Annotated in this window: 28 protein-coding genes and 2 pseudogenes; 13 read left to right on the top strand and 17 right to left on the bottom strand. The window is 70.6% G+C overall.

Annotation, left to right across the window (positions count from 1 at the left end; translation table 11 throughout):
• Positions 1-125: 125 nt before the first annotated feature.
• From ACFYO0_RS40810 to ACFYO0_RS40785, 6 genes and pseudogenes are all read right to left on the bottom strand, one after another.
• Positions 126-344 (bottom strand): hypothetical protein, encoded by a 219-nt coding sequence (locus ACFYO0_RS40810; protein WP_388686526.1) that lies wholly within the window; start codon positions 342-344, stop codon positions 126-128.
• Positions 345-392: 48 nt separating this feature from the next.
• Positions 393-605 (bottom strand): annotated as a pseudogene (locus ACFYO0_RS40805) (polyphosphate kinase 2); the annotation flags it as partial.
• A gap of 16 nt (positions 606-621) precedes the next feature.
• Positions 622-870, bottom strand: a complete 249-nt coding sequence (locus ACFYO0_RS40800; protein WP_388686597.1) for a hypothetical protein — start codon at positions 868-870, stop codon at positions 622-624.
• A 132-nt stretch (positions 871-1,002) separates the two neighbouring features.
• Positions 1,003-1,629 (bottom strand): pyridoxamine 5'-phosphate oxidase family protein, encoded by a 627-nt coding sequence (locus ACFYO0_RS40795; protein ID WP_388686592.1) that lies wholly within the window; start codon positions 1,627-1,629, stop codon positions 1,003-1,005.
• A 78-nt stretch (positions 1,630-1,707) separates the two neighbouring features.
• Positions 1,708-2,778 carry a zinc-dependent alcohol dehydrogenase family protein gene (locus ACFYO0_RS40790; RefSeq protein ID WP_388686524.1) on the bottom strand — a complete coding sequence of 357 codons (1,071 nt, stop codon included), beginning with the start codon at positions 2,776-2,778 and terminating at the stop codon, positions 1,708-1,710.
• 227 nt (positions 2,779-3,005) lie between these two features.
• Complete coding sequence (locus tag ACFYO0_RS40785) at positions 3,006-4,016, bottom strand: Acg family FMN-binding oxidoreductase (RefSeq protein WP_388686590.1); 1,011 nt, start codon at positions 4,014-4,016, stop codon at positions 3,006-3,008.
• A gap of 283 nt (positions 4,017-4,299) precedes the next feature.
• Between ACFYO0_RS40785 and ACFYO0_RS40780 the strand changes: the two genes are divergently transcribed.
• Positions 4,300-4,893, top strand: a complete 594-nt coding sequence (locus ACFYO0_RS40780; RefSeq protein WP_388686522.1) for a hypothetical protein — start codon at positions 4,300-4,302, stop codon at positions 4,891-4,893.
• Positions 4,894-5,065: 172 nt separating this feature from the next.
• A complete protein-coding gene (locus tag ACFYO0_RS40775) occupies positions 5,066-5,452 on the top strand; it encodes an Hsp20/alpha crystallin family protein (RefSeq protein WP_388686521.1) in 387 nt (128 codons plus the stop codon).
• A 209-nt stretch (positions 5,453-5,661) separates the two neighbouring features.
• Here ACFYO0_RS40775 and ACFYO0_RS40770 read toward each other — a convergent pair whose 3' ends face one another.
• From ACFYO0_RS40770 to ACFYO0_RS40760, 3 genes are all read right to left on the bottom strand, one after another.
• Entirely contained in the window at positions 5,662-6,288 is a 627-nt protein-coding gene (locus tag ACFYO0_RS40770; protein WP_388686588.1) for a CBS domain-containing protein, read from the bottom strand.
• 89 nt (positions 6,289-6,377) lie between these two features.
• Entirely contained in the window at positions 6,378-6,836 is a 459-nt protein-coding gene (locus tag ACFYO0_RS40765) for a Crp/Fnr family transcriptional regulator (RefSeq protein ID WP_388686519.1), read from the bottom strand.
• 63 nt (positions 6,837-6,899) lie between these two features.
• Positions 6,900-7,121 carry a hypothetical protein gene (locus tag ACFYO0_RS40760; protein ID WP_388686518.1) on the bottom strand — a complete coding sequence of 74 codons (222 nt, stop codon included), beginning with the start codon at positions 7,119-7,121 and terminating at the stop codon, positions 6,900-6,902.
• 212 nt (positions 7,122-7,333) lie between these two features.
• Between ACFYO0_RS40760 and ACFYO0_RS40755 the strand changes: the two genes are divergently transcribed.
• The 4 genes and pseudogenes from ACFYO0_RS40755 to ACFYO0_RS40740 all read left to right on the top strand — a co-directional run bounded on the left by ACFYO0_RS40755 (position 7,334) and on the right by ACFYO0_RS40740 (position 9,741).
• Positions 7,334-8,209, top strand: coding sequence for a universal stress protein (locus tag ACFYO0_RS40755; RefSeq protein WP_388686516.1), 876 nt, complete (start codon positions 7,334-7,336; stop codon positions 8,207-8,209).
• A 106-nt stretch (positions 8,210-8,315) separates the two neighbouring features.
• Positions 8,316-8,471 (top strand): annotated as a pseudogene (locus ACFYO0_RS40750) (hydrolase); the annotation flags it as partial.
• Between the two features lie 35 nt (positions 8,472-8,506).
• Positions 8,507-8,632: a hypothetical protein gene (locus ACFYO0_RS40745; protein ID WP_388686595.1), complete on the top strand. Its 126-nt coding sequence runs from the start codon at positions 8,507-8,509 to the stop codon at positions 8,630-8,632.
• A gap of 497 nt (positions 8,633-9,129) precedes the next feature.
• Positions 9,130-9,741 (top strand): hypothetical protein, encoded by a 612-nt coding sequence (locus ACFYO0_RS40740; RefSeq protein WP_388686515.1) that lies wholly within the window; start codon positions 9,130-9,132, stop codon positions 9,739-9,741.
• Here ACFYO0_RS40740 and ACFYO0_RS40735 read toward each other — a convergent pair.
• From ACFYO0_RS40735 to ACFYO0_RS40720, 4 genes are all read right to left on the bottom strand, one after another.
• On the bottom strand, positions 9,657-10,082 hold the full coding sequence (locus ACFYO0_RS40735; RefSeq protein ID WP_388686514.1) for a hypothetical protein: 426 nt from the start codon (positions 10,080-10,082) through the stop codon (positions 9,657-9,659). The two genes, ACFYO0_RS40740 and ACFYO0_RS40735, sit on opposite strands and share 85 nt — an antisense overlap.
• The gene (locus ACFYO0_RS40730; RefSeq protein WP_388686512.1) at positions 10,079-10,423 is read right to left on the bottom strand and encodes a hypothetical protein; all 345 of its coding nucleotides are present in this window, start codon (positions 10,421-10,423) and stop codon (positions 10,079-10,081) included. The genes ACFYO0_RS40735 and ACFYO0_RS40730 overlap by 4 nt, the downstream gene beginning before the upstream one ends.
• Complete coding sequence (locus ACFYO0_RS40725) at positions 10,393-10,713, bottom strand: hypothetical protein (protein WP_388686510.1); 321 nt, start codon at positions 10,711-10,713, stop codon at positions 10,393-10,395. Before ACFYO0_RS40725 ends, ACFYO0_RS40730 begins: the two co-directional genes overlap by 31 nt.
• Positions 10,714-10,868: 155 nt before the next feature.
• Positions 10,869-11,129: a hypothetical protein gene (locus ACFYO0_RS40720; protein WP_388686508.1), complete on the bottom strand. Its 261-nt coding sequence runs from the start codon at positions 11,127-11,129 to the stop codon at positions 10,869-10,871.
• 251 nt (positions 11,130-11,380) lie between these two features.
• Here ACFYO0_RS40720 and ACFYO0_RS40715 point away from each other — a divergent pair, with 251 nt between their 5' ends.
• Entirely contained in the window at positions 11,381-11,893 is a 513-nt protein-coding gene (locus ACFYO0_RS40715; protein WP_388686506.1) for a universal stress protein, read from the top strand.
• A gap of 525 nt (positions 11,894-12,418) precedes the next feature.
• Here ACFYO0_RS40715 and ACFYO0_RS40710 read toward each other — a convergent pair.
• Positions 12,419-13,315 carry a 2-oxo acid dehydrogenase subunit E2 gene (locus tag ACFYO0_RS40710; protein WP_388686504.1) on the bottom strand — a complete coding sequence of 299 codons (897 nt, stop codon included), beginning with the start codon at positions 13,313-13,315 and terminating at the stop codon, positions 12,419-12,421.
• A gap of 48 nt (positions 13,316-13,363) precedes the next feature.
• Between ACFYO0_RS40710 and ACFYO0_RS40705 the strand changes: the two genes are divergently transcribed.
• The 4 genes from ACFYO0_RS40705 to ACFYO0_RS40690 all read left to right on the top strand — a co-directional run bounded on the left by ACFYO0_RS40705 (position 13,364) and on the right by ACFYO0_RS40690 (position 16,043).
• Positions 13,364-13,615 (top strand): hypothetical protein, encoded by a 252-nt coding sequence (locus ACFYO0_RS40705; RefSeq protein ID WP_388686502.1) that lies wholly within the window; start codon positions 13,364-13,366, stop codon positions 13,613-13,615.
• A gap of 195 nt (positions 13,616-13,810) precedes the next feature.
• A complete protein-coding gene (locus ACFYO0_RS40700) occupies positions 13,811-14,713 on the top strand; it encodes a universal stress protein (protein WP_388686501.1) in 903 nt (300 codons plus the stop codon).
• Between the two features lie 35 nt (positions 14,714-14,748).
• The gene (locus tag ACFYO0_RS40695) at positions 14,749-15,639 is read left to right on the top strand and encodes a universal stress protein (RefSeq protein ID WP_388686500.1); all 891 of its coding nucleotides are present in this window, start codon (positions 14,749-14,751) and stop codon (positions 15,637-15,639) included.
• 44 nt (positions 15,640-15,683) lie between these two features.
• Positions 15,684-16,043, top strand: a complete 360-nt coding sequence (locus tag ACFYO0_RS40690) for a hypothetical protein (RefSeq protein WP_388686498.1) — start codon at positions 15,684-15,686, stop codon at positions 16,041-16,043.
• Positions 16,044-17,627: 1,584 nt separating this feature from the next.
• On the opposite strand, the gene ACFYO0_RS40685 is transcribed toward ACFYO0_RS40690, so the two are convergent.
• A complete protein-coding gene (locus ACFYO0_RS40685; RefSeq protein WP_388686496.1) occupies positions 17,628-18,578 on the bottom strand; it encodes a GlxA family transcriptional regulator in 951 nt (316 codons plus the stop codon).
• Positions 18,579-18,648: 70 nt separating this feature from the next.
• On the opposite strand from ACFYO0_RS40685, the gene ACFYO0_RS40680 reads away from it, so the two are divergent.
• Positions 18,649-19,476 (top strand): alpha/beta fold hydrolase, encoded by an 828-nt coding sequence (locus ACFYO0_RS40680; RefSeq protein WP_388686495.1) that lies wholly within the window; start codon positions 18,649-18,651, stop codon positions 19,474-19,476.
• Between the two features lie 82 nt (positions 19,477-19,558).
• Complete coding sequence (locus tag ACFYO0_RS40675; RefSeq protein ID WP_388686586.1) at positions 19,559-20,458, top strand: IS5 family transposase; 900 nt, start codon at positions 19,559-19,561, stop codon at positions 20,456-20,458.
• On the opposite strand, the gene ACFYO0_RS40670 is transcribed toward ACFYO0_RS40675, so the two are convergent.
• Together ACFYO0_RS40670 and ACFYO0_RS40665 are read right to left on the bottom strand one after the other, a co-directional pair.
• On the bottom strand, positions 20,424-20,978 hold the full coding sequence (locus ACFYO0_RS40670; RefSeq protein WP_388686493.1) for a hypothetical protein: 555 nt from the start codon (positions 20,976-20,978) through the stop codon (positions 20,424-20,426). The two genes, ACFYO0_RS40675 and ACFYO0_RS40670, sit on opposite strands and share 35 nt — an antisense overlap.
• A gap of 180 nt (positions 20,979-21,158) precedes the next feature.
• A complete protein-coding gene (locus ACFYO0_RS40665; RefSeq protein ID WP_388686492.1) occupies positions 21,159-22,181 on the bottom strand; it encodes a Gmad2 immunoglobulin-like domain-containing protein in 1,023 nt (340 codons plus the stop codon).
• Between the last annotated feature and the right edge of the window lie 139 nt (positions 22,182-22,320).

Raw genomic sequence — 22,320 nt, 5'->3', positions numbered from 1 at the left:
CCCTCAGCCCCGACGAATGCAGGGCTCTTTCATTCAGCCCTAGCGGGCTCTCCCCCTGGCTCTCCGCTCTCCTTCATCAGCGACGCGGCGTGCTCGGGGACGTACGTCTGCGGGGTACGGGGCGGTCACTGGTAGCAGGTGGACGGGGGACGCGGTCGCAGCTTCAGAGGGGGCAGGCCGACAGCTTGATACGGGACGGTGGACAGCAGATGGGCGATCATGTTGATCCGCGCGCTGCGCTTGTCGTCGCTCTCCACGACGTACCGGGGCGCCTCGGGGATGTCGGTGTGCGAGGAACCTCCGGTACTCCTCCTTTGTGCAGAAGCCCATGACGTGCTCGACACCTGCGCGGTCGTACCATCTGCGGTCGAGCAGGACGATCTCGCCGGCTGCCGGCAGGTGCTCCACGTACCGCTGGAAGTACCACTCGCTGCGCTCCCGCTCGGTCGGCGCCGGGAGCGGCACCATCCGCGCCATGCCGGGGTTGAGAAGCTCGGTGACGGCTTGATCGTGCTGCCCTTGCCCCCCGCGTCCCGCCCTTCGAAGACGACCACGAGCCGCGCGCCCTCGGCCCGCACCCACTCCTGGGGCTCGACCAACTCCACTGGGAGCCGCAGGAGTTCACGCTCGTACACCGCACGCGGCAGCCGCTGTGGCGCCGCACTGCTCCTCAGCTGCTTCTTGCCTGATGGTGGTGGCCCACATGCCGACCACCGTCACCATGGCGAGCGGCCCGACAAGCCCGGCCACCCGCCTGCGGGCCCACAGTCGATGGGGCAGTCTCCACAGCGCGGTCATGACGAGTCGACTCAGACCGCCATGGCGCGTGGGGTGCCAGGAGGTATGGAACAGGTCTCGCAGGGCGGCCATGGCCAGCCCGGCTCCCCTGGCTGCCGCGCAGCTGCGCGCGCTGAACGGGACGAGGGCCCATCGGTCCCGGACGGCTGAAGGGCGGCCCAGCGGTGTCGACCGGCGTATCTGCCGTTCCCGTTGGGCTCGGCATCAGCGCACGACGATGGCACGCCCGGTGATCTCATCGGGATCGATGCGCACCCACATACCGCGCTCTCCGCCCGCCCAGGGCCCGCTGTACGCCCGCTCCTCCAACCGACGGACGGCATCGGGGTCCGTCACGGCCTCGGCACCACCTCGTACCAGCACGCTCCAGCCCTGGCTGAGGGCGTCGTCGATGTGGTCGACCTCGAAGGCGACCGATGCTCCGGCGGCCGCCGCCGGCGTCGTACCGGGTGAGGTCCTGAAGACGACCGCGCCTTCGACGACGCTGTAGTTGACCGGAACGATGACCGGTCCCGTCGCCGTGCTGACGGCGATTCGCCCGACTCCATGCGTGGACAGCCGCGCCCAGCAGTCCTCGGTGCTCAGCTCGACGAACTCGGGGTTGCGGGCGGCTTGTCCAAAGCCGGGCGGCAGGTCGGCGTCGCCGCCGGTCAGCGCCATCTCGGTGGTCTCCAACGCGCCGGCCAGCCTGAGGAGGACGCTCCTCGCCGGCGCGGCGGTGGGGTGTTCCTCCAGGTGCTGGAGATAGCTGGGGACCATCCCCGCCCGGACTGCCGTTTCCTCCCTGGTCAGGCCGAGTTCGAGGCGTCGTCGGGCAATTCGACGCCCCATGTCGCCCCGTGCGGCGCCCGCTGGTGTGGACATCGCGTTCGGTGGTGTCTGTTCGGACACGGCGATCACTTCCTCCCGTCAGCCCGCCCTGACCGTCAGGACGTCGTGCTGCTGCTCGCCGAGGACGACCTTGAGCGCGCCGGTGTCGCCGGCCCGGGAGAATACGTCGTACGCCTCCTCCATCCGCTCCAGCGGGAAGGTGTGGGTAACCAGCGGAGACGCGGGCAGACGGCCGGCGGCCATCATGCGCAGCAGGGTGGGGGTTGAGTACGTGTCGACCAACCCGGTCGTGATCGTCACGTTCTTGTTCCACAGGTCTTCGAGGTGCAGGGTCGCGGGCTTGCCGTGCACGCCGACGTTGGCGACATGTCCGCCGGGGCGCACCATACGGGTGCACGCCTCGAAGCTCCCCGGTACCCCCACCGCTTCGATGACGACATCGGCGCCGAGCTCCTCGGTGAGGTCGGCAACCAGCGCTTCGGCTTCATCGCCCGCGGCTGCCACGGCGTCGGCGCCGAGGTGCTTGGCCGCCTCCAGCCGGGCCGGGACGGGGTCCACGGCGATGATCCGTTCAGGCGTGTACAGCCGGGCGGTGACGACCGCAGCGAGCCCGATGGGCCCGGCTCCGACGACGGCGATGGTGTCGCCGGGGCGCACACCGCCGTTCAGCACGCCAACCTCGTAGGCGGTGGGGTAGATGTCGGCCAGCAGGACGGCTTCCTTGCTGTCCACGGCGCCGGGGAGCAGATGCGTGGACAGGTCGGCGTGCGGGACCCGGACGTACTCGGCCTGGGTGCCGTTGATCCGGTGACCCAGGATCCAGCCTCCGTCGCCGAGGCACTGGCCGTACGCGCCCTCCCGGCAGTAGCGACAACGACCGCACGCCGTGATGCACGAGACCAGGACCCGGTCGCCGGGACGGACCGTACGTACGTCACTCCCGGCCTCGACGACCTCGCCGACCGCCTCGTGCCCGAGGATCGTGCCGGGTCGTACGTCCGGCACGTCGCCCTTGAGGATGTGCAGGTCCGTTCCGCAGATGGTGACGGCGTCGACGCGGACGATCGCGTCGGTGGGTTCTCGGAGGCCGGGGTCCGCGACGTCCTCCCAGGCGGACTGTCCGGGGCCGTGGAAGACGAGTGCTTTCATGACGATCCTTCTTCCTCCCCCCCCTTCCAGCATGAACGGGGTAGATGTCGCCCGCATGGGCCAGTCGGTCCACATCGCCGGATCAGTCGGGGCCGTTCGGGCCCGTCGAAACGTCGCGGCGGGCAGGAGCCGCCCAGCCGCGGAACAGTGGCCGGGCGGGTAGCCGCAGTATGGCGCGCCGGTCCGACCCCAGCCGTGTGGCGCTACCGGGCCGAGTGCCAGGGGCCTCAGCCGCCCTGCCGATCCGCTGCGGCGCCGTCGAGCACCTTCTCCACAGCGCGCCGCGGAGTGGCGGGGCCCTCCGGGCCGTATCCGAGACGGATGAGTATCTGGGCATGCCCGCTGCGGCCGGACATCCGGCTGAGGGCCTCGCGCAGGTCGGGCCATTCCAGCGCCTGGTGCAGCAGGGACGTACGGACGCCGTGGGTCGTGGCGACCAGGAGGACGTGCTCCAGGGCCTGCCCCGCTCGCAGCCAGTCGGCGCGACGGTCGTGTTCCGTGCTCAGCAGCGCCACGACGGGTTCCGGCTCGAAGGGCTGGGCGAGGAGCCGCTCGGGGTGGCGTTGCGCGGTGAAGTCACGCATGGGGAGCCGCTCATGGGCGTCCTGCGGTCCGAGCGCCGTCGGCGGCAGTCCGACGTCGGCGGGCTCGTACTGGTCACGGTGGATCCAGCGGCGGCTCTCGTCGCGGCGCTCAGGGTTGTTGCGGTTGCGGTGCTCGGCCTCCGTGGTCAGCCGGAGCAGGCGGATCGTGCTGTCTGCCGTGGGGAAGGTGAGCCGGGCGCCTTCCATGTGCGCGGCCTCGGTCAGTTCGGCGCGGATGTGTGAGGGCAGCTGTTGTCCGGTGAAAGGGAACCGGCTGCTGTGCCGGCGGCCGATCGCCGCGTACAGGTCGGCACGATGTGGCGTGCCCGGCCGGGCGGTGGGTCCGGTCGGGCGGACGCTGGCGAGCAGTTCGGGGTCCGCCGGGGCGGGCAGCAGACGGGTGACCGGGGTCCAGCCGAAGTGGGCGACCGCGACACGCAGGTTGAGGACGGCGGCACCGACTGAGAGATGCAGGGCACGTCCCGTGGGATCCGCATGGCGCAGACCTCGTTCCGGAGCCGCACGTACCTGGAGTGTGACGGTCTCGGGGTCCAGACGGCAGCGCCACGGCTGGGTGTTGAAGATCGAGGGCGCGGCGACCGCGGCCGAAAGGCAAGCTTCCAAGGTTGAGGCGTCAAGAATCGTCGGCATGATGCCCTCCCCGCCAGCGGATCGGAGCGGATGGTGCTGTCCTACGAGTCTCAGTCCCTGGGGGCGTTCGGGCGAGGGGCCGGTGGTCCTTCGCCGTGGTCCGGACGGCCCGGAGGTGTCCATGGGCGCACACCATCGGCCGCCTTCGGCGACCAGGTCTGAACGGCCCGTCGTCTGATGCGAGTCGGGCCCAAAGGTCCCCACGGTCATGCCTGGTCGGCCCCTGCCGCGGCTCCTTCCCGGGTGTCATCTTCCTTCAGAGAAAACGAGAGGGAGGTGCAGTCCGATGCGCGAGGCGCACCGCACGAAGCGTACGAGTCATCTGCTGTGGCGATGGCGCAGCAATCCGCTGCGGCGGCACGACGACGTCGTCGAGGCATGGATCGGGTTGGCCGTGTGGACAGTCATCGCGCTGGGCGGCGCGTTCGTCGGCACGCTGACGGCCCATGCCGCCGACGAGTCCTTCACACAGCAGCGCGCCACACGGCACGCAGTCCGGGCCGTGCTCGTCGAGAGCACCGCGGACGCCACGCAGTCCGCGGCGGCAACGTTCGACGACCGGGTCAAGGCCAAGGTCCGCTGGACTGCATCGGACGGCTCCACGCGCACCGGCCGGACCGTGGTGGACACCGGCCAGACAGCAGGATCCAAGGTCGTGATCTGGGCGGACGACAAGGGACGGCTGACAAGGGAGCCGCAGTCCGCCACCGACGCTGCCATCGGGGCGGCCTTCCTGGGCACCCTCGCCGCCCTCGCCCTCGGTGGCCTGGCGTACGGTGCCGGGCGCGCAGCGCGGTGGCGGCTCGACCAGCGGCGCATCGCCCAGTGGGCCAGGGAGTGGGAGCAGGTCGGACCGCAGTGGCGGCGCAAGACCACGTGACCCCTGCAAGTCAGTGCGATCCGGGGCCGGTTGGCCGAGCATGGGGCCGACCGGCCCTGGCGGCTGCCGTGGCGGCGACCGAAGCTGGAATGAAGAAGGAGTCGAAAACAGACGCCTCAGCAGTCGGGAGGGCGTGATGACTGGAATGATCGAACGGTGGCCGGGCTAGCCCGTGCTGCCGGATCTGTTCGGCTGGATCGAGGGCGGGATTCCGGGTCTGCACCAGACCCCCGGTGTGCACGGCATCCGTGTCGAGGAGCGCATCGAGGACGGCCAGTACATCCTGCGCGCCGAACTGCCGGGCATCGACCCGGCCAAGGACGTCGAGATCACCGTGGCGGAAGGGGTACTGACCCTGCGGGCGGAGCGCTCCGAGGAGAAGACGGAGAGGCACCAATCGGAGTTCCGCTACGGCACGTTCGCCCGCGCGGTTCGTCTGCCGGCCGGAGCCCGCGGCGAGGAAGCGACCGCGGAGTACAAGGATGGCGTACTGACCATCACGGTCCCGGTTCCCGAGACGAAGACGGGCACCAGGACCATCCCGGTGCGGCACGCCTGAGCACCGCTCGGCTCGGTGCCGCAGGGCCCGGACGCCCGTAGGGAAGGGCGGGCGCCCGGGCCCGTTTCCCTGGCTGCCGGACGCCGACGTATGGGCATCGGCCATCGCGCGTCACGCGGCTCGGAGCCCGTAAGTCGAGCCCGTAAGTCCCCGGTTGAGACCGGGGACTTACGGGCTCGACGTATCGTCAGATGAGGCCCGTCCCTCCTTCATGAGGCGTGTTCGTGCGCGCCGGTGAGGCGCGGTTGCACGTCCACGACGCCCTCCACGGCACGCACCAGGCGCGCGGCGACCGGTACCAACGAGGTGTCCCTGACCTTGCCGGTGAGGGTGACGACGCCGCCCTCCACGGTGACGTGGATGGGCCCGACCGGGTCCGGGAAGAGGTAGGCCACGACTGTGCGGCGCACCTCCTCGGCGATGTCCTCGTCCGAACGCAGGAAGACCTTCAGCAGATCGGCGCGGCTCACGACGCCCTCCAGCATCCCCACCGCGTCAACGACCGGGAACCGCTTGACCCGCCGGTGGGCCATCACACGGGCCGCCTCCGCAAGTGGGGCATTGGCATGGATGGTGACGGCCGGTGCGGTCATCAACTCACCCGCAGTCACCGCACCTGCCTTGGCCAGGTCGGACAAGCGGCGCAGCTGCGTCCAGCGATCGGGATCGCTGTCGCGGAACTCCTCCTTGGGCAGCAGGTCGGCCTCAGAGACGACGCCGATCACCCGGCCCTCGCCATCCAGCACGGGCAGGGCGCTGACCTTCCGCTGCCCCATCAGCTTGACGATCTCCTTGAACGTGGCGTCCCGGCCCACGGAGACGACCGTGTGGGTCATCACGTCACTCACGGTGTGCGGGCCCTCGTTCACGACGGCCTCCTCTGCCTCTGCTTCAGTCGGATGTGGGTGGCGCCCGGACTCCGCGGTCATCCCAGGCCGCCGCTGCCGCACGGGGTGTAGAGGTCCAGCAACCGGGCCCGGGCCGCCTGTAGCCGGTCCGCGAGTGCCCGGGCGACCCAGCCGGCCACGGCGACGCCCAGCGCGGGGTCGGAGTGACACATCATGCGTACGGTCTCCGCGTCGACCTCGTACGCGCGCACCGGGGTGATGGCCTCCGCGCCCATCCGCCACGCATTGGGCGGGGACAGCCAGGAACAGCCGAGGAGTTCGTTGTGCCCCAGGTTCTCGATGACCGCGGAGCGACGTCCGGGCGTGTGCATGTCGAGGGTGACAGTGCCCGTACGGATGATCCAGAACCGGTCCGCCCGTCCGCCCTCCTCGAAGATGCGGGTTCCCGCCAGGAACGTGACCTCGCGCGCGATACGGATCAGCCGCTCGCGATGCGGGGCGGAATGGGCACTCGTCATGGTGGCCGTGACGCTCATTGCGGGATCCTGCCTTCGTCCGTGGTCCGGGTGACCGCGCAACGGACAGCCCTGCGGTCCTGGTCAGCTGCGGTAGCGCGAGTGGTCGTCGCTGCCGCCGATGTAGTGCCGTTCCTCGATGACCGTCTCCCGTTCACCGGGGCGCTTGACGCCCACGGTGCCCAGGAACGTGATGAGCCCGAGGAGTCCGACAGCCATCAGGAGCAGGCCCACCGCGGTCGAACTGAAGCCGAAGACCATGCACGCGCCCAGTACCAGCGCACCGATCAGGATCAGCGGAACCATGACCGCCTCCTCGGACGTGGGTCACTCGGACCCTCCCTGCCTTTGCTCCCAGGCTGTCGCCCCCAGAACCGGTACGCCGTGGGCCGAACGTCCCCGATCCGGGGCGGACAGGCCCTCCTGTCCGTACGGTGCGCGATGTCACCCTGAGAGCGAAGGACCTTTCTGCATGCGCGGAACCCCCTCCGGCATGTGCCCGAGAGGTGGTGCTGATCATGGAGCTGCCCCTGGTCGTGGGAGTCGACGGCTCGGAGTCCAGCCTTCAGGCGGTCGACTGGGCCGTGGACGAGGCGGCCCGACTCGGTCTGTCCCTGCGGCTCGTGCACGCCTCGCTATGGGAGCGGTACGAAGGTGTCGACCTCGCGTACGACCTCGGCCGCCCCTCCGAGCAGCAAATGGCCGAGAGCATCATCCGCACCTCGGGCCAACGGGCCCGGCTGCGGAATCCGGACGTGAAGGTGTCCGCCGACGTGCTGGCCGAGGACCCGGAAGGCGCGCTGCTGCGCGAGGCACGCAATGCGACGGCCCTGGTCACCGGGCAACGCGGCCGCGGTCAGGTGGCGGACCTGCTGCTCGGGTCCGTCAGCCTCACGATGGCGGCCCAGGCCCACTGCCCCGTCGTAGTGGTGCGCGGCAGTCAGGACAGCCGCAACGGCACGCACGGCCGCATCGTGCTCGGCGTGGGCGACTCGGCAACCGGCGCGGCCGCCATCGGCCTCGCCTTCCGCGAGGCCCAGACGCGCGGCTGCGCGCTCGACGCGGTACGCGCTTGGCGGTGCCCGGCACACGAAACAGCCGACCACCCCCTGCTCGCCGGCGATCCCGCCCACTACCACCAGCAGGAGGCGACGAAACTGCTGGAGGACGCCCTGCGCACCCAGGTACGCGAGTATCCGGCCGTCGAGGTGCACCGCACCATCGTCGAGGGACCCGCACGGAGGGTCCTCCTCGACCGAGCCGGCGACGCGGATCTGCTGGTGATCGGAGCCCGGCGGCGGCACGGGCACTTCGGACTACAGCTCGGCCGCGTGGGTCACGCCTTGCTGCACCACGCCGACTGCCCGGTGGCCGTCGTGCCGCAGCGCGGGTGAACCCGGGACCCGCCCGCAGAACCTCAGCCGCGCGTCCCCCTCGAAGAACCACAATCGCGTGTCCCGCACGCAGAACCACAACCGCCGTCGGGGGAAGGACCGGTTCGTGACCGGGATCTCCGCACGATTCAAAGGTGTGGAGGCCGCCGTGTTCGACACGGACGGCGTCGTCACCGACTCCGCGCGCGTCCACGCCGCCGCCTGGAAGACGGCGTTCGACGCCTTCCTGCGCGACCACCCACCGCCGAGTACGGCTTCACGAACCGCTACCGCGGTCACTGGGGTGTGGGCCTGCGCATGCGTCCCGGACAGCTGCACCTCGCGGTGCCGGCCTCCGACCGCTCCCCCATCGACATCGAACTGCCGGACCCGGCCGTGTCCGTCAGGCCGGGCGAGTCGTGTGAGCTGACGCTGGGCCGCTGAGCGTGCCCGATTCGCGGGGCGTCGGAGCGACGTCGGCGAAGGCGTCCATGTCCGCCACCGGTGGCGGCCCTGGTACGGCCGTGCACGTCTCCGATTCATGAATTCACCGGCCGTCACGGCGCCCACGGGCGCTCCGCCCGGCAGGCCGCCCGCTACATGGAGGACAACGCGGTCGGCGCGCTACTCGTCGAGATCGGGGCCCGGTTGTGGGGTAATCCTCACCGACCGCGATCTGGTGGTCCGCTGTCTCGCCCTGGGCGCGGATGCGGACACCCGGTGTCGGAACTGATGTCCGAACCCGTCACCACTCTGGCGGCCACCTACGACGACAGGGCTGCTTACCGCGCGTTCGGGGGGAACCTGTCGTCCGGGGCGAGCCGGGCGAAGTCGGAGGCGCGGACGCTGCCGATCGGCCCTGGGCACGAGCCGTTCGGCGCAGAGCCGCAGTGCCCGGACCGGGGCACGATAGTGGGAGGGCAGTGACCCGGGAGGATCCCATGGATACGAAGATTTCGACCCCGACCGGCAGACCGCTGCTGCTGGACGGCGTGCTGCCGGAGTTCCGCTTCGCGCGTCTGGAGAGCACGGCGATCGCGGCCGCGCCGGGCGCGGTGTTCGAAGCCGCGCGCGAGCTGGATCTGCTCAGCGTCCACGCGCCGCTGTTCGACGCGGCGCTGTGGGTGCGTGGGATGCCGGACAAGCTCCTTGGCCGCACTCCGCCCCCTCTCCCGTCGATGCGGGTCGCCGAGCTCTTCGACCTCGCGAGTAAGGGCGAGCAGCCCTGGTTGCCGCTGGGCGAGGTGCCCGGCCGCGAACTGGTCTTCGGTGCCGTCGGCAAGGTGTGGCGGCCGTCGATCGAGTGGCGGTGGATCGCCCCGGAGGACTTCACGGCGTTCGACGAGCCGGGCTGGGCCAAGATGGCCGCTTCGTTCGTCGTTCACCCGTACGGGGAACGGCGTGCCCTGCTTTCGTACGAGGCCCGTACCGCCTGCACCGACCCCGAGTCCGCCGCGCGGTTCCGTCGCTACTGGACGCTGGTTTCAGGCGGCGTCGGCATCGTGCTGCGCGCCACCCTCAGGGCGGTCAAAGAGGCCGCCGAGCCGAAGTGATCCCGGTCGGCCCGGATGTCGGCCTCGAGATCAGCGGGGACCAGCACCACGGCGTCGACCTCAGCGCGCCGTACTGAGGTGCGGGCCGTGCTCTCGCGCGTACGTGATCGCCTTGATCCCGTCCGACCGGTCGAGTTCGGTCGCCGGCTCGCCCGCGATGGGGCCGGTACCGGACCGGCCGCCACAACCCCGACCCGGAACTCGTCGATGCCGCTGGCCACGGCACCGATGGCGACGGTGATCGCGACCGGCAGCAGCACCATGAAGAACAGCGCGGTGCGGTCGCGCAGCATCCGCAGCACGGTCGCCCGGGTCACGGCGAACGCCGTGGGACTGCTCATCGCGTCCTCCTGAGCCGCAGCAGTACGGCGGTCACGGCGGCCACCGCCAGCGAGAAGGCGGCGATGCCCAGCAGCGGCCCGCCCGCAGCGGTCCAGCCGCCGACCCCGGTGCCCAGGTCGGTGAAGCCGCGCAGCGCCCAGCCGTTGGGGGTGTACAGCGCCAGGCGGCGCAGCAGCGGCGGGCCCGTGGCGGTGTGGACGAAATTCCCGCCGACCAGGGCAAGCACGAACACCACGACCGACGACAGACCTTCGGCCTGCCGCTGGGCACGGGCCAGCAAGGTCACGAGCGCGGTCAGGCACCCCACCGTCACCGCCATGGCGACGCACAGCGCCGCCACCGCGCCCTTTTCCTGCTCCGCGAAGTAGCTGCGGGCTCCGAAGCCGATGGTGAAAGGACGAAGAAGATGCCCATGCTCGGTGCGAAGTAGCTGATCGCCTTCAGCGGATCGTCACTCGGGCCGGATGGATCCACCGACTCCGGCAGCCGCAACAGGGCCGCCTGGGTGGCGAGTTCGGGTACGTCCTCCGTCGGCGCTCCGGCGGCGAGCGCGGTGCCGACCGAGAGCCGCTCGGCGTTGACCTGGGCCACGTACGACTCGGCGACGGCTCGGGCGACCTGGGCCTGCAACGGGTAGTCGACGCTGTCCAGTACGGTGACCGGCGCGGGCGTACCTCCGCTGATCGAGGCGGTGAAGCCGGCCGGAACGACGATGGCGGCCTGGACCTTCCCGGCGTCGACGGCGTCGACGGCGTCGCGGGCCTGTGCCCGGGTGGCGTAGGTGCTTACGAGACGTTCTTCGGCCGGCGGGGGCTCTTGAAGGTCGTCACCAGTGCGGTGGCGGCGGGCCCGTGGTCGAGGTCAGTGATGGCCAAGTCGGCGCGAGACTCCGAGCTGCTGCTCAACGCCATCGCCATCGCCATCAGGCCGGAGATGACCACCGGGGCGAGGAAGACCATGATCCACGCGGACTTGTCCCGGAGGCGCTGACGCAGGTCCTTGGCGGCGATGGCGAGCACGACGGACATGACGTACATGAAGCGCATGGCCGCCTCACTCCCCCAGGGCGGTGCCGGTCAGGCGCAGGAAGACCGCTTCGAGGTCTGGTTCGACGATCTCGACGCTTCTGATCTGGATGCCGTGCTCGTGCGCGAGCAGTCACGCCTCTGCCCGGTCCGTCCCCATCCTGTCCGACGAAAAGGGACCGTTCGGCACCTCTTCGAAGCCCCTTGGCCCTCTCCGGGTCCTCCCTCTCCGGGCCACCGTGAAAACAATGAGGACGTCCAGGGAGGAAGTCATGACAGAACTCACCGCCGGACACGACATCGTGGTGGGCGTCGACGGCTCCAAGGCGTCCATCGCCGCACTGCGCTGGGCTGCCCAACAGGCCCGGGCTCTGCGTGCCGAGGTCGTCGCGGTGCACGCCTGGGAACCAAGTGTGTACGGAATCGCTCCCTACGCATCAGTATCGGCGCGCCCGTCAGCCGCGGAGGAACGTGACCAGGCCGCCGAGCTGCTCGCCGCGACGGTACGGGCGGTCTTCGGCCCGCGGATAGACGGTTCCGTACGTGCCGTCCTGGCCGAGGGACCACCCGCACGGGTACTGCTGCAGCACACGCGCGGGGCCCTCTTGCTCGCCCTTGGACGCAAGGCCCACGGCGAGCGTGGGCTGCCCCCGATCGGCACCGTCGGCCGCGAGTGCCTGCGTCACGCGACGATCCCCGTGGTCGCGGTGCCCGCCCCCGACCGCCCGGCGGGGCAGCTCAGGGCGGTGGAGACACCTCCTCCCGCCCGGAGCGGAGCCGCATAGGCCGCGACGGCTGGGCTGTGGCTCGCAGCCCCTGCTCAGGCAAGGGCGACGCTCTGCGTGAGGGCTCGGCCATGGCATGATCACCCACCATCCACGAGCACTGAACCCGACGAGACCGCGCCACGAGTTGACGCCTTGGCAGTGCCGTTCACGGGCAGACCTGGCTGGACGCGGCTCAGGACTTCGTGCGCGACAACGGCGACATATTCGGTCTCCAGCCCGTGTGGACCTTCACTGTCGGGATGCCTTACGCACTGCGCGGGCCGTGGAAGCGGATGGCCCCCAAGGAGGGGCCGGCCGTCATCGAGAGCCTGCCGGGTGGCCTCTCGTACCGAAGTCACCGGCGGTTCTCGGGCGTCGTCCACGAGATCAACTGCCATCTGATGGGCGGCCGGTTCGGCGACTACCAGCGGTTGGGACACTATCGACGAGTGGGCGTCGGAGGTCGACGACGAGCTGACCTCCGGATGACGGCGGGGAGGTCGTTGCCCCGTTCGGGCGGGGCGCCCGAGTCAGGGGCAGCGCTCAGCCGGACCGGTCGGGGTGCCCCTCCGTGTCGTCGGGTTCGCGCAGCACCTCGGCGTTCTCGATCAGTCGGCGCAGCTCCGCGACGAACCGGGCGGCGGGGGCGCCGTCGATCACGTTGTGGTCGAGAGTGACGGTCAAGTCGACCACCTCCCGGGCCTCGATCCGGCCGTCCACGACGCGGGGCCGCTCAGTCACCCCGCCGACGACCACCTGGAGAGGCATCAGCGCCAGCGGGGCGATCCCGAACCCGCCGCCGGCGCCGAACATGCCGACTGCCGTGACCGCGACGGTACCGGTCAGCTGCCGTAGCCGTACCGACCGGCCCAGCAGCGCCCACATCGCCGGCACCAGGCCGGGGATCCAGGTCAGGGTGGTGCCGAAGCGGTCGAGCATCCGTCCCGTGCCGGTCGCCGCGTAGTCGCCCTTGGTGGCCCGCAGCTGGGCCGTGAGGTCCGGGACGTCGCGGATGTCGGCGTCGTGCAGCACCTGCGGGAGAGCGAAGGGGCCCTGCCCGGTCGCGACCTCCACCAGCGTGGTGACGTCGACGTGGTGGTGGCGGACCAGGCGGCCACGCCAGTTCCGGTAGGCGTGCACCTGCGGGTGCACCGCCGCGGCCCGGGCGACGGACGCCACCACGAAGGCGGTGAACGACAGCGGCCGGCCGGACGCGTCGAGCAGGTTCCGCGCCGTCGTGACGTCGAGATCGACGAGGCTGTGCATGGCTGCCCTGCGCCGGCCGGCCCGCTCGGCGGCGATCACCAGCCGTCGGCTCGACGGGAAGGGCCCGACGTCGACCCCGCGCGGTCGGCCCGCGGTGGCCGGGGGGACCGCCGGGCCGCGGTCATCGGTTGCCGATGTGGTGCCCTTGGCGTTCCTCCTACCAGGCTTATGCATAGCGCTCCTCCCGCGCCCGAGGGCGGTCCCAGGCGCTCCGCACGACGGGTGCCGACCAGCGCTGCCTGCCCCTTTCCGACGGTAGCGGAGGGCGGTCGAACCGGCGCCCGCACCTTCCCCGGCCCCGCCGAGACGGCGCCTGAGCCGGTGACCTGCGTACGCGACGGCGCAGCAGCCGGACAGCAAGCGGTCGGCGGGCAGGGTGGCGGCCACCACGGGGTGTACGCCGAGCGGGCCACCCGTGGCCAGGGGCGCTCGACGACCGCGCCGAAGCCGACCGGAGCCACCTGGGGCACGTGATCGATGACGCCACAAGCGGACTCCACGGACCAGACCGGGCGTGCGAACCGAGGCTGCACGGCTGGGCGTTGGCCTGGGCCGTTCGGACCTGAACGAGGGACCGGTAGCCCCTCCGCCCAGCAGCACTGGCGCACCACGATGAAAGTGAATTCGTAGAACCCGTAGTGGCTGCGAGGGCGCTGGAGGTGCCACGTGATGCTTCGACCGGTTGTCGCCGGGGTCGACGGATCCCCCGAGAGTCTGGCCGCCACCGAGTGGGCGGCCCGCGAGGCGCTGCGCCGCGAACTGCCGCTGCACCTGGTGCACGCGTCCAACTGGGGCCCCCGTTCCTCGACGACGGATCCCGCGAGCGTGGTCCGGCGCCACCTGGGACGCGGCGTTCTGCGCAAGGCCGAGGAGCACCTCGTGCGGGCGTGTCCCGGAGTCCGTCTCACCGACGAGCTGGTCGAGGGGCCCGCGACCGCCGCCCTGTTGGCTGCCTCGAACCAGGCTGAGTTGATGGTCCTGGGTTCCCGCGGGCTGAGCGGATTCACCGGGTTCGTGATCGGCTCGGTGGCCCAGGGTATCGCGGCGCGGGCGACCCGGCCGGTGGTCCTGGTCCAGGCCGGAGAGGAGGCCGAGGACGAACACCGGCTGGACCAGGACGGCCGCCCGTCGGTGCGCACCGGATACCAGGACATCGTGCTCGGTCTCGATCTCAACGACCCGAGCGACGAGGTGATCGGGTTCGCCCTCGAAACGGCGCGGGTTCGCGGGGCGCGGCTACGCGTCATGCACGCGTTGAGCAGCCCGTCCCTGCTGTCCCTGGGCCCCGGCGAGATCGGTCTGGAGAGCGCACCCGAACGTGCCGAGGAGTGGCGCGGCTTCCTCGAAGCGGTGCTCCAGGTCTGGCGTGACAAGTACCCCGGCGTGGACGTCGAAGCGACGGTCGTCGAGGACAGGGCGGCCACTCGGCTGGTCCACGCCTCCTCCGGTGCAGGACTGATCGTCGTTGGCCGCCGCCGGCACGAGCGTCGCGTCGGCCCGCATGCCGGCCCCGTCACCCATGCCCTGGTCCACCACGCGCACTGCCCTGTGGCCGTCGTATCCCACGACTGAGGCGGCCCGGAGCACCGTTGAGGGAGGTGTCCGTCATGTTGAGGCCCGTTGTCGTCGGTCTCGACGGCTCGCACGAGAGTGCCGCCGCTGCGGACTGGGCAGCACGTGAGGCGCTGCGCCGCGGGCTGCCGCTGCGTCTCGTCCACGCCTGGGAGGGGCTGCCGGACGAGGAGGCGTCGCTGCCCGAGCTGAAGGTCCCCCAGTACTGGGCGCGCCGCATCCTGCGGGGCGCCATGGACCGGCTCGCCGAGCGGTATCCGCAGGTATACATGAGCGCGGAACAGCTCCGGCGGTCCCCCGTCCAGGCCCTCGCGTCCGAGGCCGAGGAGGCGGAGCTGCTGGTCCTCGGCAGCCAGGGGTTCGGCGGTGTCGGCGGCTTCTTCGCGGGCTCCGTGGCGATGGCCACCGTGGGCCACGTGCAATGTCCAGTGGTGCTCGTGCGGGCGGGGTACCGCGCGGAGGACGAGCGGTTCCCCGATGCCGACGGGCGGCCCTCCGACCGGACTTCGTACCGCGTCGTGGTGCTCGCCGTGGATATGGGCGACCCGTGCGACGGTCTGATCCGGTTCGGCTTCGAGGCGGCGACCTGCCGCAACGCGACACTGCGCGTCGTGTACGTCCAGCCCACCGTCCGCTTCCCGGTGGCCATGGCCCTGCAGGGGCGCCACGTGGACCGGGCGGAGGCGGAGCGGATGCTCACGGCCTCGTTACGGCCCTGGAGGGAGAAGCATCCGACGGTGCGGGTGCAGGAGCTCGTCGTGAACGGCGAACCCGCCCAGGGGATCATGAAGGCGTCCCGTGACGTCGGGCTGCTGGTCGTGGGCCGCAGGCCGCGGCACGCGGCGGTCGGCCCCCGCACCGGACCGGTGGCGCACGCGGTCATCCACCACGTCGGCTGCCCCGTCGCCGTCGTCCCGCACGACTGAGGATACGCGGGGTACACGCGGCCCCATCGGGGGCCGTCCGGCCCATGCTCACACGGACCCTGCGCACCGACTCTGAAGGCACGGCGCAGCGCATCTGCGAGAAGAGCAGGCTGCAACAGCGAACGGCGGTAGCTGCCATGGGCGCAACGGACACACGCGTCGATCACGCACTCAACTACCTGGTCCCCGCGGCCATCACCGCACCTTCGGTGTACAACACCCGGCCATGGCTGGTCATTGGGCCGAGGAGAAAAGGGCCAACCCGCATGTGTGCGACATACGTCCTCATGCGCAAGGGGATGCCGCTCGTCGTGTCCGACGACGACGCCCGGCTGTTCCTCAGCGACGGGCACGGCCACTCCCGCTTCACCGGCTACGAGCTCCGCGAGGTGGTGCAGGCATGAGAATCGTGCTGGAAACGGTCCGGTGCGCCTGGTGCCATGAGGAGTTCGGGAGACCGCTCAGCACCCCTGGGCGGCCCCGCAAGTACTGCACGGACGAATGCCGCAAGGCGTACGTGAAGAACGTCGCACAGCCCGCATGGCTGCGGCGCGAGAGGCGGAAGAGAATCGGACTCTCTGTCTGGTGAGGCGGAAACCAGGCTTTCGAACTTGAGCGGTGCAGGTCTGTTGCCTGCACTGACTGTCTGTCACATTCTGTGATCGGCAGGCTGGCTGACCGCGCGGGTCCGACGCCGGGATCGAGGCGGCGCGCAGGGCCGACACTCAACGTCCAGTAGCGGGTCCCGGCGGGAACCGGGCAGTTGCCCGGCGAGCCCTTGTACGCGCCGGTGATCCGAACGACATAGTCGTAGCCCTGCGGTGCCGGGTTCGCCCGGCATTTCCATACGATCATTAGGCTGGCCTGGATTCCGGTGCTCGACTCCCTGGCCGGGAGGCACTGGCCGCGGCGGAACTGGCGTTCCAGGCACAGGACGATCTCTCTTGGAGGGCCGTGGTAGGCCCAGGGACCGGCGTGTCCGTGGTCGTGGAGGAGCCGCCGCTGCTCGAGTCGTCGTCCTGCACGTTCCAGAACCAGACGGCGACCACGGCGATCAGCAGCAGCACCGCCCAGCAGCCCGGGGACTGAAACACCACCTCTGTGCCCCGACGCCGGCGTCCACCGTCACCGTCGCTCTTACCGTCCCCCTCGTGCCACATGACTGGCCGACGGGCATCCTCTCGCACGCAGGACCGTGACGCCTTCTGTGACCCACTCAGCCCCACTCACGCACCGCCGCGGCCTCTGGCTCCCCACAGGCACCAACCTGCACCGCTCAAGGTCGAAGTCCCGGAATCACCGCACACGGAAGGCCCGAACAGCCTTGGCACAAGGCGGCGTTCGGCCGGGACGCCGATCTCGACCTGTTCACGGATCCCATGCGCCGGCTCACGCTCACCGACATGCCGTACCTGGGCTTCCGGCCTGTGGTTCGCGCCTTCCCCGACCTGTGGGACCCGGCTCATCTCGCCGCCGAGGACAGGCACCGGTCCGATCCCGGGCATGTCGCCGAACTGGTCCGCTGCACGCGGGCAACGCCCGGTCGGTTCCCCGGCCTCGTTGTACCACGCTGGTCCCGCAGACAGCAGTTCAGGAGGCGACGATCACGAACCAGATACAGGCGGTGAGGCGCCCCAGCGTCCACGTCAGCCTGAGCCTCCCGGCCTTCGGACGCCGCCCGTGCGCGATGTCCTTAGAAGCCATTGTTCTACCGAGCAGTTCGCCTGGCGATCGAACGAGAGTTCCCGGCCGGGTGGTCTTCCGGTGGTCCGGGCATGAAGGCAGGGTCCCCCGCGCAACTCGTGGGTGTCGAATCCATCCGAGCAACAGGAGGCACTGTTGTCGCAGTCTTCCGTGCTGGCCCTGCGGGGTCCAAGAAGGTCCCGGGCCGCATGCGTTGCTGCCGTGGACGTGCTCGGCCTGGTCATCGCGGTAGTGGTGCCGGCCGTCTCCGCCCACGACAACGGATTCGACGCCCGGATCCGCCATCAGGTTTCGCTGAAGGTCCGTCGGTAGGCGCCGGGTGTGGTGCCGAGATGTGCCCGGAAACGGCGGCGCAGGTTGACCGCCGAGGCGAGTCCGACCCGGGTGGCGATGGCTTCGACCGGCAGGTCGGTCCGCTCCAGCAGTACCCGTGCCGCGTCGAGACGCTGGCCGAGCAGCCACTGTCCAGGGCTGGTGCCGAGCTGTTCGGTGAACCGCCGGGCGAGGGTTCGGCTGGAGAGTCCGGCGTGTTCGGCGAGGCGAGTGAGGGTCAGCCGGGTGTGGAGCCGGGAGGTGGCCCACTCCAGCAGCGGCGCCAATGACTCGTCCGCCCTGGCCGGTGCGGGCTGTGTCGCGTACTGGCGTTGGCTGCCCTCCCGGTGTGGCGGCAGGACCATGTTCCGGGCGATCTGGGCGGCGTATGCCGCGCCGTGGTCGGAACGTACCAGGTGCAGGCACAGGTCGATGCCCGCGCCGGTTCCGGCGCTGGTCGCCACGTCGCCGTGGTCCACGAAGAGCACGTCCTGGTCCACCTGCACCTCGGGGAAGGTGGCGGCGAGCTGGGCGGTGCGGCGCCAGTGGGTGGTGGCGCGGCGGCCGTCGAGCAGTCCGGCCTGAGCGAGGACGAACGCCCCCGTGCAGATGGCGACGATCCTCGCCCCTCGCTGGTGGGCGGCCCGCAGCGCGTCGGTGACGGTCGGCGGCACCGGTGCGCCGGGCGGCTGCCAGCCGGGGACGACCACGGTGTCCGCCTCCTGCAGGGCCGTCAGCCCGGCGTCGACGAGCATCGTGAAACCGACGGTGGTCTGCAGAGGGCCGGGGCGCTCGGCGCAGGTCCGGAAGGTGTAGCGGGCCGGCATGTCTTGCTGGACGGTGCCGAATACCTCGGCGGCACAGGCGAGTTCGAAGGGGGACTGGGGCGGGTTGAGCAGGGCCACCACTCGATGCAGGCTCATGGCAGGAATATACCCGTGGATGTCTTTCTGGACTCTCGGCTGGAAGGCCGGCCCCGGTCACAGTGGTCCCATGAGTGCAATCACCGAAACGAGAGTGTCGAGGGCCACGGTCCAGGTCGACGGCGAAACGGCCAGCTACCTGACCGTGGAGCAGGACGGCCCGGCCGTGTTGCTGCTGCACGGAACGTACTGGAGCCGGGTCTGGCTCCCGGTGCTCGACCGCCTCGCCGGGGCCGGGCTGCGGCCCCTTGCGATCGATCTCCCCGGGCTTGGGCGCTCGGGCGGCGAACTCACCCTGGAGGCGGCCACGGTCCCGGCCCTTGCGGACTGGGTGACGCGATTCGCGTCAGCGGCGGGGCTCTCCGGGCCGATCGCCGTGGCGGGTCATGACATCGGCGGCGCGATCGCCCAGCATCTCCTCGTCCACGATCGGCTGGAGGTGTCCCGGTTGGCCTTGGTCAACTCGGTCCTCTACGACTCCTGGCCGGCGCCCCACGTGGCCCGGTTCCGGGACCCTGGGACCACCGCCGACGACGTGCTTGCCGCCCGCCGACAGGCGGTGACGCGGTCGCTGGCCGGTGCCGCCACCGAGCAGCGGGTCGCGGAGTACGTGGATCCGTGGACCGATGCGAGGGTCCGCCGCTCCTGGATGGCCTTGGCGGGTGCGGCCGACAACCGCTACACCCTTGAGCTCGTTCCCGCGCTGCAGCGGTCCACGACGCCCAAGTTGCTGATCTGGGGCGAGGACGACGAGAACGAGAGGGTGGAGTACGCCGAGCGATTCGCCTCGGAGATCCCGCACACCACGCTCGTACGTATTCCGGATGCGGACCACATCCCCACGGAGAACGCGCCCGGCCGGATCGGCCACGCGCTCATCGACTTCCTCATGGCGTAGAGATCTCAGAAGCCGCTGTCTTGCCGATCTCGGGGTTTGTCGGTCTACGCGAACGAGCAGTCAGGAGGTTCTGTTGTCGCAGATGTACGCCACCGCCGAGGCGGAGTCCACCTCGGCCACCCCCGCGTGTGACTGCTTGGCTCACCGGATCGGAAACGCCGCGGACCATGGGGGCCGTGAGCGCCGTTACCCGACGGACATGACCGACGCGGAGTGGTCGACCATCCGGCCGCTCCTGCCGACGCCCAGCTGGATGCGTGGCCGGGGCGGGCAGCCGGAGGCGTACTGCCACCGCGCGATGCTGGACGCGATCCGCTACCTCGTGGACCACGGCATCAAGTGGCGCGCCGTGCCTGCCGACTTCCCGCCGCGGGACCGGGTGTGCGCGTTCTTCCGCCGCTGGCGTGACCACGGCTTGGTCGCCGAGTTCCACGACCGTCTGCACGCGAGGATCCGCGCAAAGCTGGGACGGGATGCGGAGCCGACGGCCGGGGTGATCGACTCGCAGTCGGTCAAGGCGGACGCCGTGGTCGGATCCGAAAGCCGGGGCTTCGACGGCGGCAAGCAGATCAACGGGCGCAAGCGGCACGTCGTAGACGACACGCTCGGCCTGCTGCTGGGCGTGATGGTCACGGCCGCGGATGTCGGCGACCGCGCCGCCGCGAAGGTCCTGCTGCGAGATGTCGCCGACGCGCACCACCTGCTGGTCCTGGTCTGGGCCGACGGGGGCTACACCGGCAGTCTGGTCGAGTACTGCCCGGCCCGGCTCGCGCTGGTGCTGGCGATCGTCAAGCGCAGCGACGACCGACAAGGGTTCGTCGTGCCACCCAAGCGGTGGATCGTCGAGCGGTTCTTCGCCCACCTGATGCGCACTCGCCGCCTGGTGCGCGACTTCCAGCGCCGCACCACCAGCGCCGAGGCGATGGTCTACTGGTCGATGACGCTGCTCATGACCCGACATCTGGCCCGGCCACGCCGTTGACGAGCGTGAACCGGCCCGGCGCGGGCTCCGTCAGCCAGCCGCGGGCGACCAGGCGTTTCGCCTTCGACCGCAGCGCCTCCACCCGCGCCGGCACCACGTCCATGCCGAAGCCCGCGGCCATCTCCTGGCAGGTCAGCGGCCCTTGATGGAGCCGGACCCGGTCCGCGAGCGCAGTCAGGATGCGCCGGTAGTCCACCGACAGCACCGACCAGGCCAGCCCTTCACGCCACACCGGCACCTGCGACTTCGGCTTCGGCTTCGGCTTCGGCTTCGCCGCATCCTGGGACGCCGGCTGGGCGTCCGCATCCCGCGGATCCGGGGCGACTTGCGTATCGGCGATGCTGCCGCCGTCCGGAGCCAGCACCGTATCGACCCGCCGACGGGCGATCGCCCACTCCTGCCATTCCCGCTCGGCCTCGGCCAACTCAGCCTGGATGCGGTCGGCCTCCTCACGCAACCCATCGACGCGACGGCGAGCGGCGAGCTCGTGCTGTTCCAGTAGTCCGACGACCGACGGCATCCGCGACCTCCCCGAGAGCAACGACCCGACAGGCCACCACTCCCATGGAATCATCAGCCCTATGCCTGACCAGCAAAAACGCAGCCCTCAAGTTCGGTACGCCAACAGCTACTTACTGAGGACCGCGCCGGTGGGTCGTACGGGGCCTTCGAGAGGAGGCCTGGCCGCCCTGCCTCCCTGTCAGCGATTGACGGTCAGTGGCACCCTGTCCTCGACCACCGCGCGGCCGTCCTCCGGGGAGTCCCAGTACGCCGTCAGCGTGCCAGTACCCGAACGGGTCGGCTTGTAGGGGATCGTCACGTCGAACGTGCCGCGGGTTCCGGTGCCGGAGGTCGCGGTGACGTATGGGTTGGCCACGGTGCGCCCGGCGGCGTCGGTGATCTTCAGGCGGAGGGTCGCCTCGAAGGTGTTGGCGCTGCCCCACACCCTGACCGGGGTGTGGATGGTGTCGCCGATCAGCGGCGACTCGACGAGTATGAGCGGCGCCAGCTCCTCGAAGTCTGCCCTGCTCACCGGCTCGTTGAGGACGATACCCTCGCCGCCGAAGGACGTCACCGGCTTGCCGTCCAGCTCGAACTGCACCTTGTGGATGGCCGGGAAGCGGGTCGCGGTGAACACGACCTGGGCGAGCCGGGCCTGCATCGACAGGCTCCCGCCCCCATCGTCGTACCGCCCGGACAGGTCGACCGTCGCCACATGGTTTCGGACCGAGACCGAGTGCAGCGTCGTGCCCACCGGGATGGCCGTGGTACGGCCGTGGCGGCTCTCGTACCGGTTGGGTCCGGCCAGCAGGGCGCGCAGGGCGCCGGCCGCGGTAGTGGGTGCGGTCACGGTACGTGGAGCGGGCGAGACCTTCTCCCCGTGCAGGAAGTACACCGAAGTAGGCACCTGGCGGAGTCCGCCGCCGGGAGTCACGGGTGTTGTGGTGGCGGGTACGTTCGGCGTCGCGGGGGCAGTGGGCTCGGTGGAAGTACCCTGGCCCGGTGTTGTGTTGCCGTTTCCGGTGGTGCCGCCTGTGGCGCCGTCCGTGCTCGGCGTACTCGACCGACCGGCGCCGGGAGACGTACCGGACGTGCCGGCCTCGCCTCCGCAGGCGGTCGCCAAGGATGACACGAGCAGTGCGGCCGCGGCGAGGACCATCGGGCGACGCAACCGGTCAGACGTGTGCCGGGTCGTATGCCTGTTGGAGATCCTGGAGTTCATGTCGCCTCCTCTAACGCTTCCAGGGAACACCTCCGGCGGAAGCACCCCAAGTGCTGAAGGTCCCTGGCGGATAGGCCGTCCGGTACCGGTCCGGAGACTGGCTGACCACATCTGACGCGGTGCGAACACGGCTCACGCC

Origin of the sequence: Streptomyces sp. NPDC006365 (genome assembly GCF_042870755.1) — a bacterium.
GTDB classification, from domain to species: Bacteria; Actinomycetota; Actinomycetes; order Streptomycetales; family Streptomycetaceae; genus Streptomyces; species Streptomyces xiangluensis.
This window is presented reverse-complemented; position numbering and strand designations above follow the sequence as displayed.

What these genes read in the sequence shown, in the direction of transcription:
- ACFYO0_RS40800 (WP_388686597.1), bottom strand. Translation starts at nt 870, where the DNA reads ATGGCCGCCCTGCGAGACCTGTTCCATACCTCCTGGCACCCCACGCGC.
- ACFYO0_RS40795 (WP_388686592.1), bottom strand. Translation starts at nt 1,629, where the DNA reads ATGGGGCGTCGAATTGCCCGACGACGCCTCGAACTCGGCCTGACCAGG.
- ACFYO0_RS40790 (WP_388686524.1), bottom strand. Translation starts at nt 2,778, where the DNA reads ATGAAAGCACTCGTCTTCCACGGCCCCGGACAGTCCGCCTGGGAGGAC.
- ACFYO0_RS40780 (WP_388686522.1), top strand. Translation starts at nt 4,300, where the DNA reads ATGCGCGAGGCGCACCGCACGAAGCGTACGAGTCATCTGCTGTGGCGA.
- ACFYO0_RS40770 (WP_388686588.1), bottom strand. Translation starts at nt 6,288, where the DNA reads ATGACCCACACGGTCGTCTCCGTGGGCCGGGACGCCACGTTCAAGGAG.
- ACFYO0_RS40765 (WP_388686519.1), bottom strand. Translation starts at nt 6,836, where the DNA reads ATGAGCGTCACGGCCACCATGACGAGTGCCCATTCCGCCCCGCATCGC.
- ACFYO0_RS40760 (WP_388686518.1), bottom strand. Translation starts at nt 7,121, where the DNA reads ATGGTTCCGCTGATCCTGATCGGTGCGCTGGTACTGGGCGCGTGCATG.
- ACFYO0_RS40755 (WP_388686516.1), top strand. Translation starts at nt 7,334, where the DNA reads ATGGAGCTGCCCCTGGTCGTGGGAGTCGACGGCTCGGAGTCCAGCCTT.
- ACFYO0_RS40745 (WP_388686595.1), top strand. Translation starts at nt 8,507, where the DNA reads ATGCGTCCCGGACAGCTGCACCTCGCGGTGCCGGCCTCCGACCGCTCC.
- ACFYO0_RS40740 (WP_388686515.1), top strand. Translation starts at nt 9,130, where the DNA reads ATGGATACGAAGATTTCGACCCCGACCGGCAGACCGCTGCTGCTGGAC.
- ACFYO0_RS40735 (WP_388686514.1), bottom strand. Translation starts at nt 10,082, where the DNA reads ATGAGCAGTCCCACGGCGTTCGCCGTGACCCGGGCGACCGTGCTGCGG.
- ACFYO0_RS40720 (WP_388686508.1), bottom strand. Translation starts at nt 11,129, where the DNA reads ATGCGCTTCATGTACGTCATGTCCGTCGTGCTCGCCATCGCCGCCAAG.
- ACFYO0_RS40715 (WP_388686506.1), top strand. Translation starts at nt 11,381, where the DNA reads ATGACAGAACTCACCGCCGGACACGACATCGTGGTGGGCGTCGACGGC.
- ACFYO0_RS40710 (WP_388686504.1), bottom strand. Translation starts at nt 13,315, where the DNA reads ATGCATAAGCCTGGTAGGAGGAACGCCAAGGGCACCACATCGGCAACC.
- ACFYO0_RS40700 (WP_388686501.1), top strand. Translation starts at nt 13,811, where the DNA reads ATGCTTCGACCGGTTGTCGCCGGGGTCGACGGATCCCCCGAGAGTCTG.
- ACFYO0_RS40695 (WP_388686500.1), top strand. Translation starts at nt 14,749, where the DNA reads ATGTTGAGGCCCGTTGTCGTCGGTCTCGACGGCTCGCACGAGAGTGCC.
- ACFYO0_RS40690 (WP_388686498.1), top strand. Translation starts at nt 15,684, where the DNA reads ATGCTCACACGGACCCTGCGCACCGACTCTGAAGGCACGGCGCAGCGC.
- ACFYO0_RS40685 (WP_388686496.1), bottom strand. Translation starts at nt 18,578, where the DNA reads ATGAGCCTGCATCGAGTGGTGGCCCTGCTCAACCCGCCCCAGTCCCCC.
- ACFYO0_RS40680 (WP_388686495.1), top strand. Translation starts at nt 18,649, where the DNA reads ATGAGTGCAATCACCGAAACGAGAGTGTCGAGGGCCACGGTCCAGGTC.
- ACFYO0_RS40675 (WP_388686586.1), top strand. Translation starts at nt 19,559, where the DNA reads ATGTACGCCACCGCCGAGGCGGAGTCCACCTCGGCCACCCCCGCGTGT.
- ACFYO0_RS40670 (WP_388686493.1), bottom strand. Translation starts at nt 20,978, where the DNA reads ATGCCGTCGGTCGTCGGACTACTGGAACAGCACGAGCTCGCCGCTCGC.
- ACFYO0_RS40665 (WP_388686492.1), bottom strand. Translation starts at nt 22,181, where the DNA reads ATGAACTCCAGGATCTCCAACAGGCATACGACCCGGCACACGTCTGAC.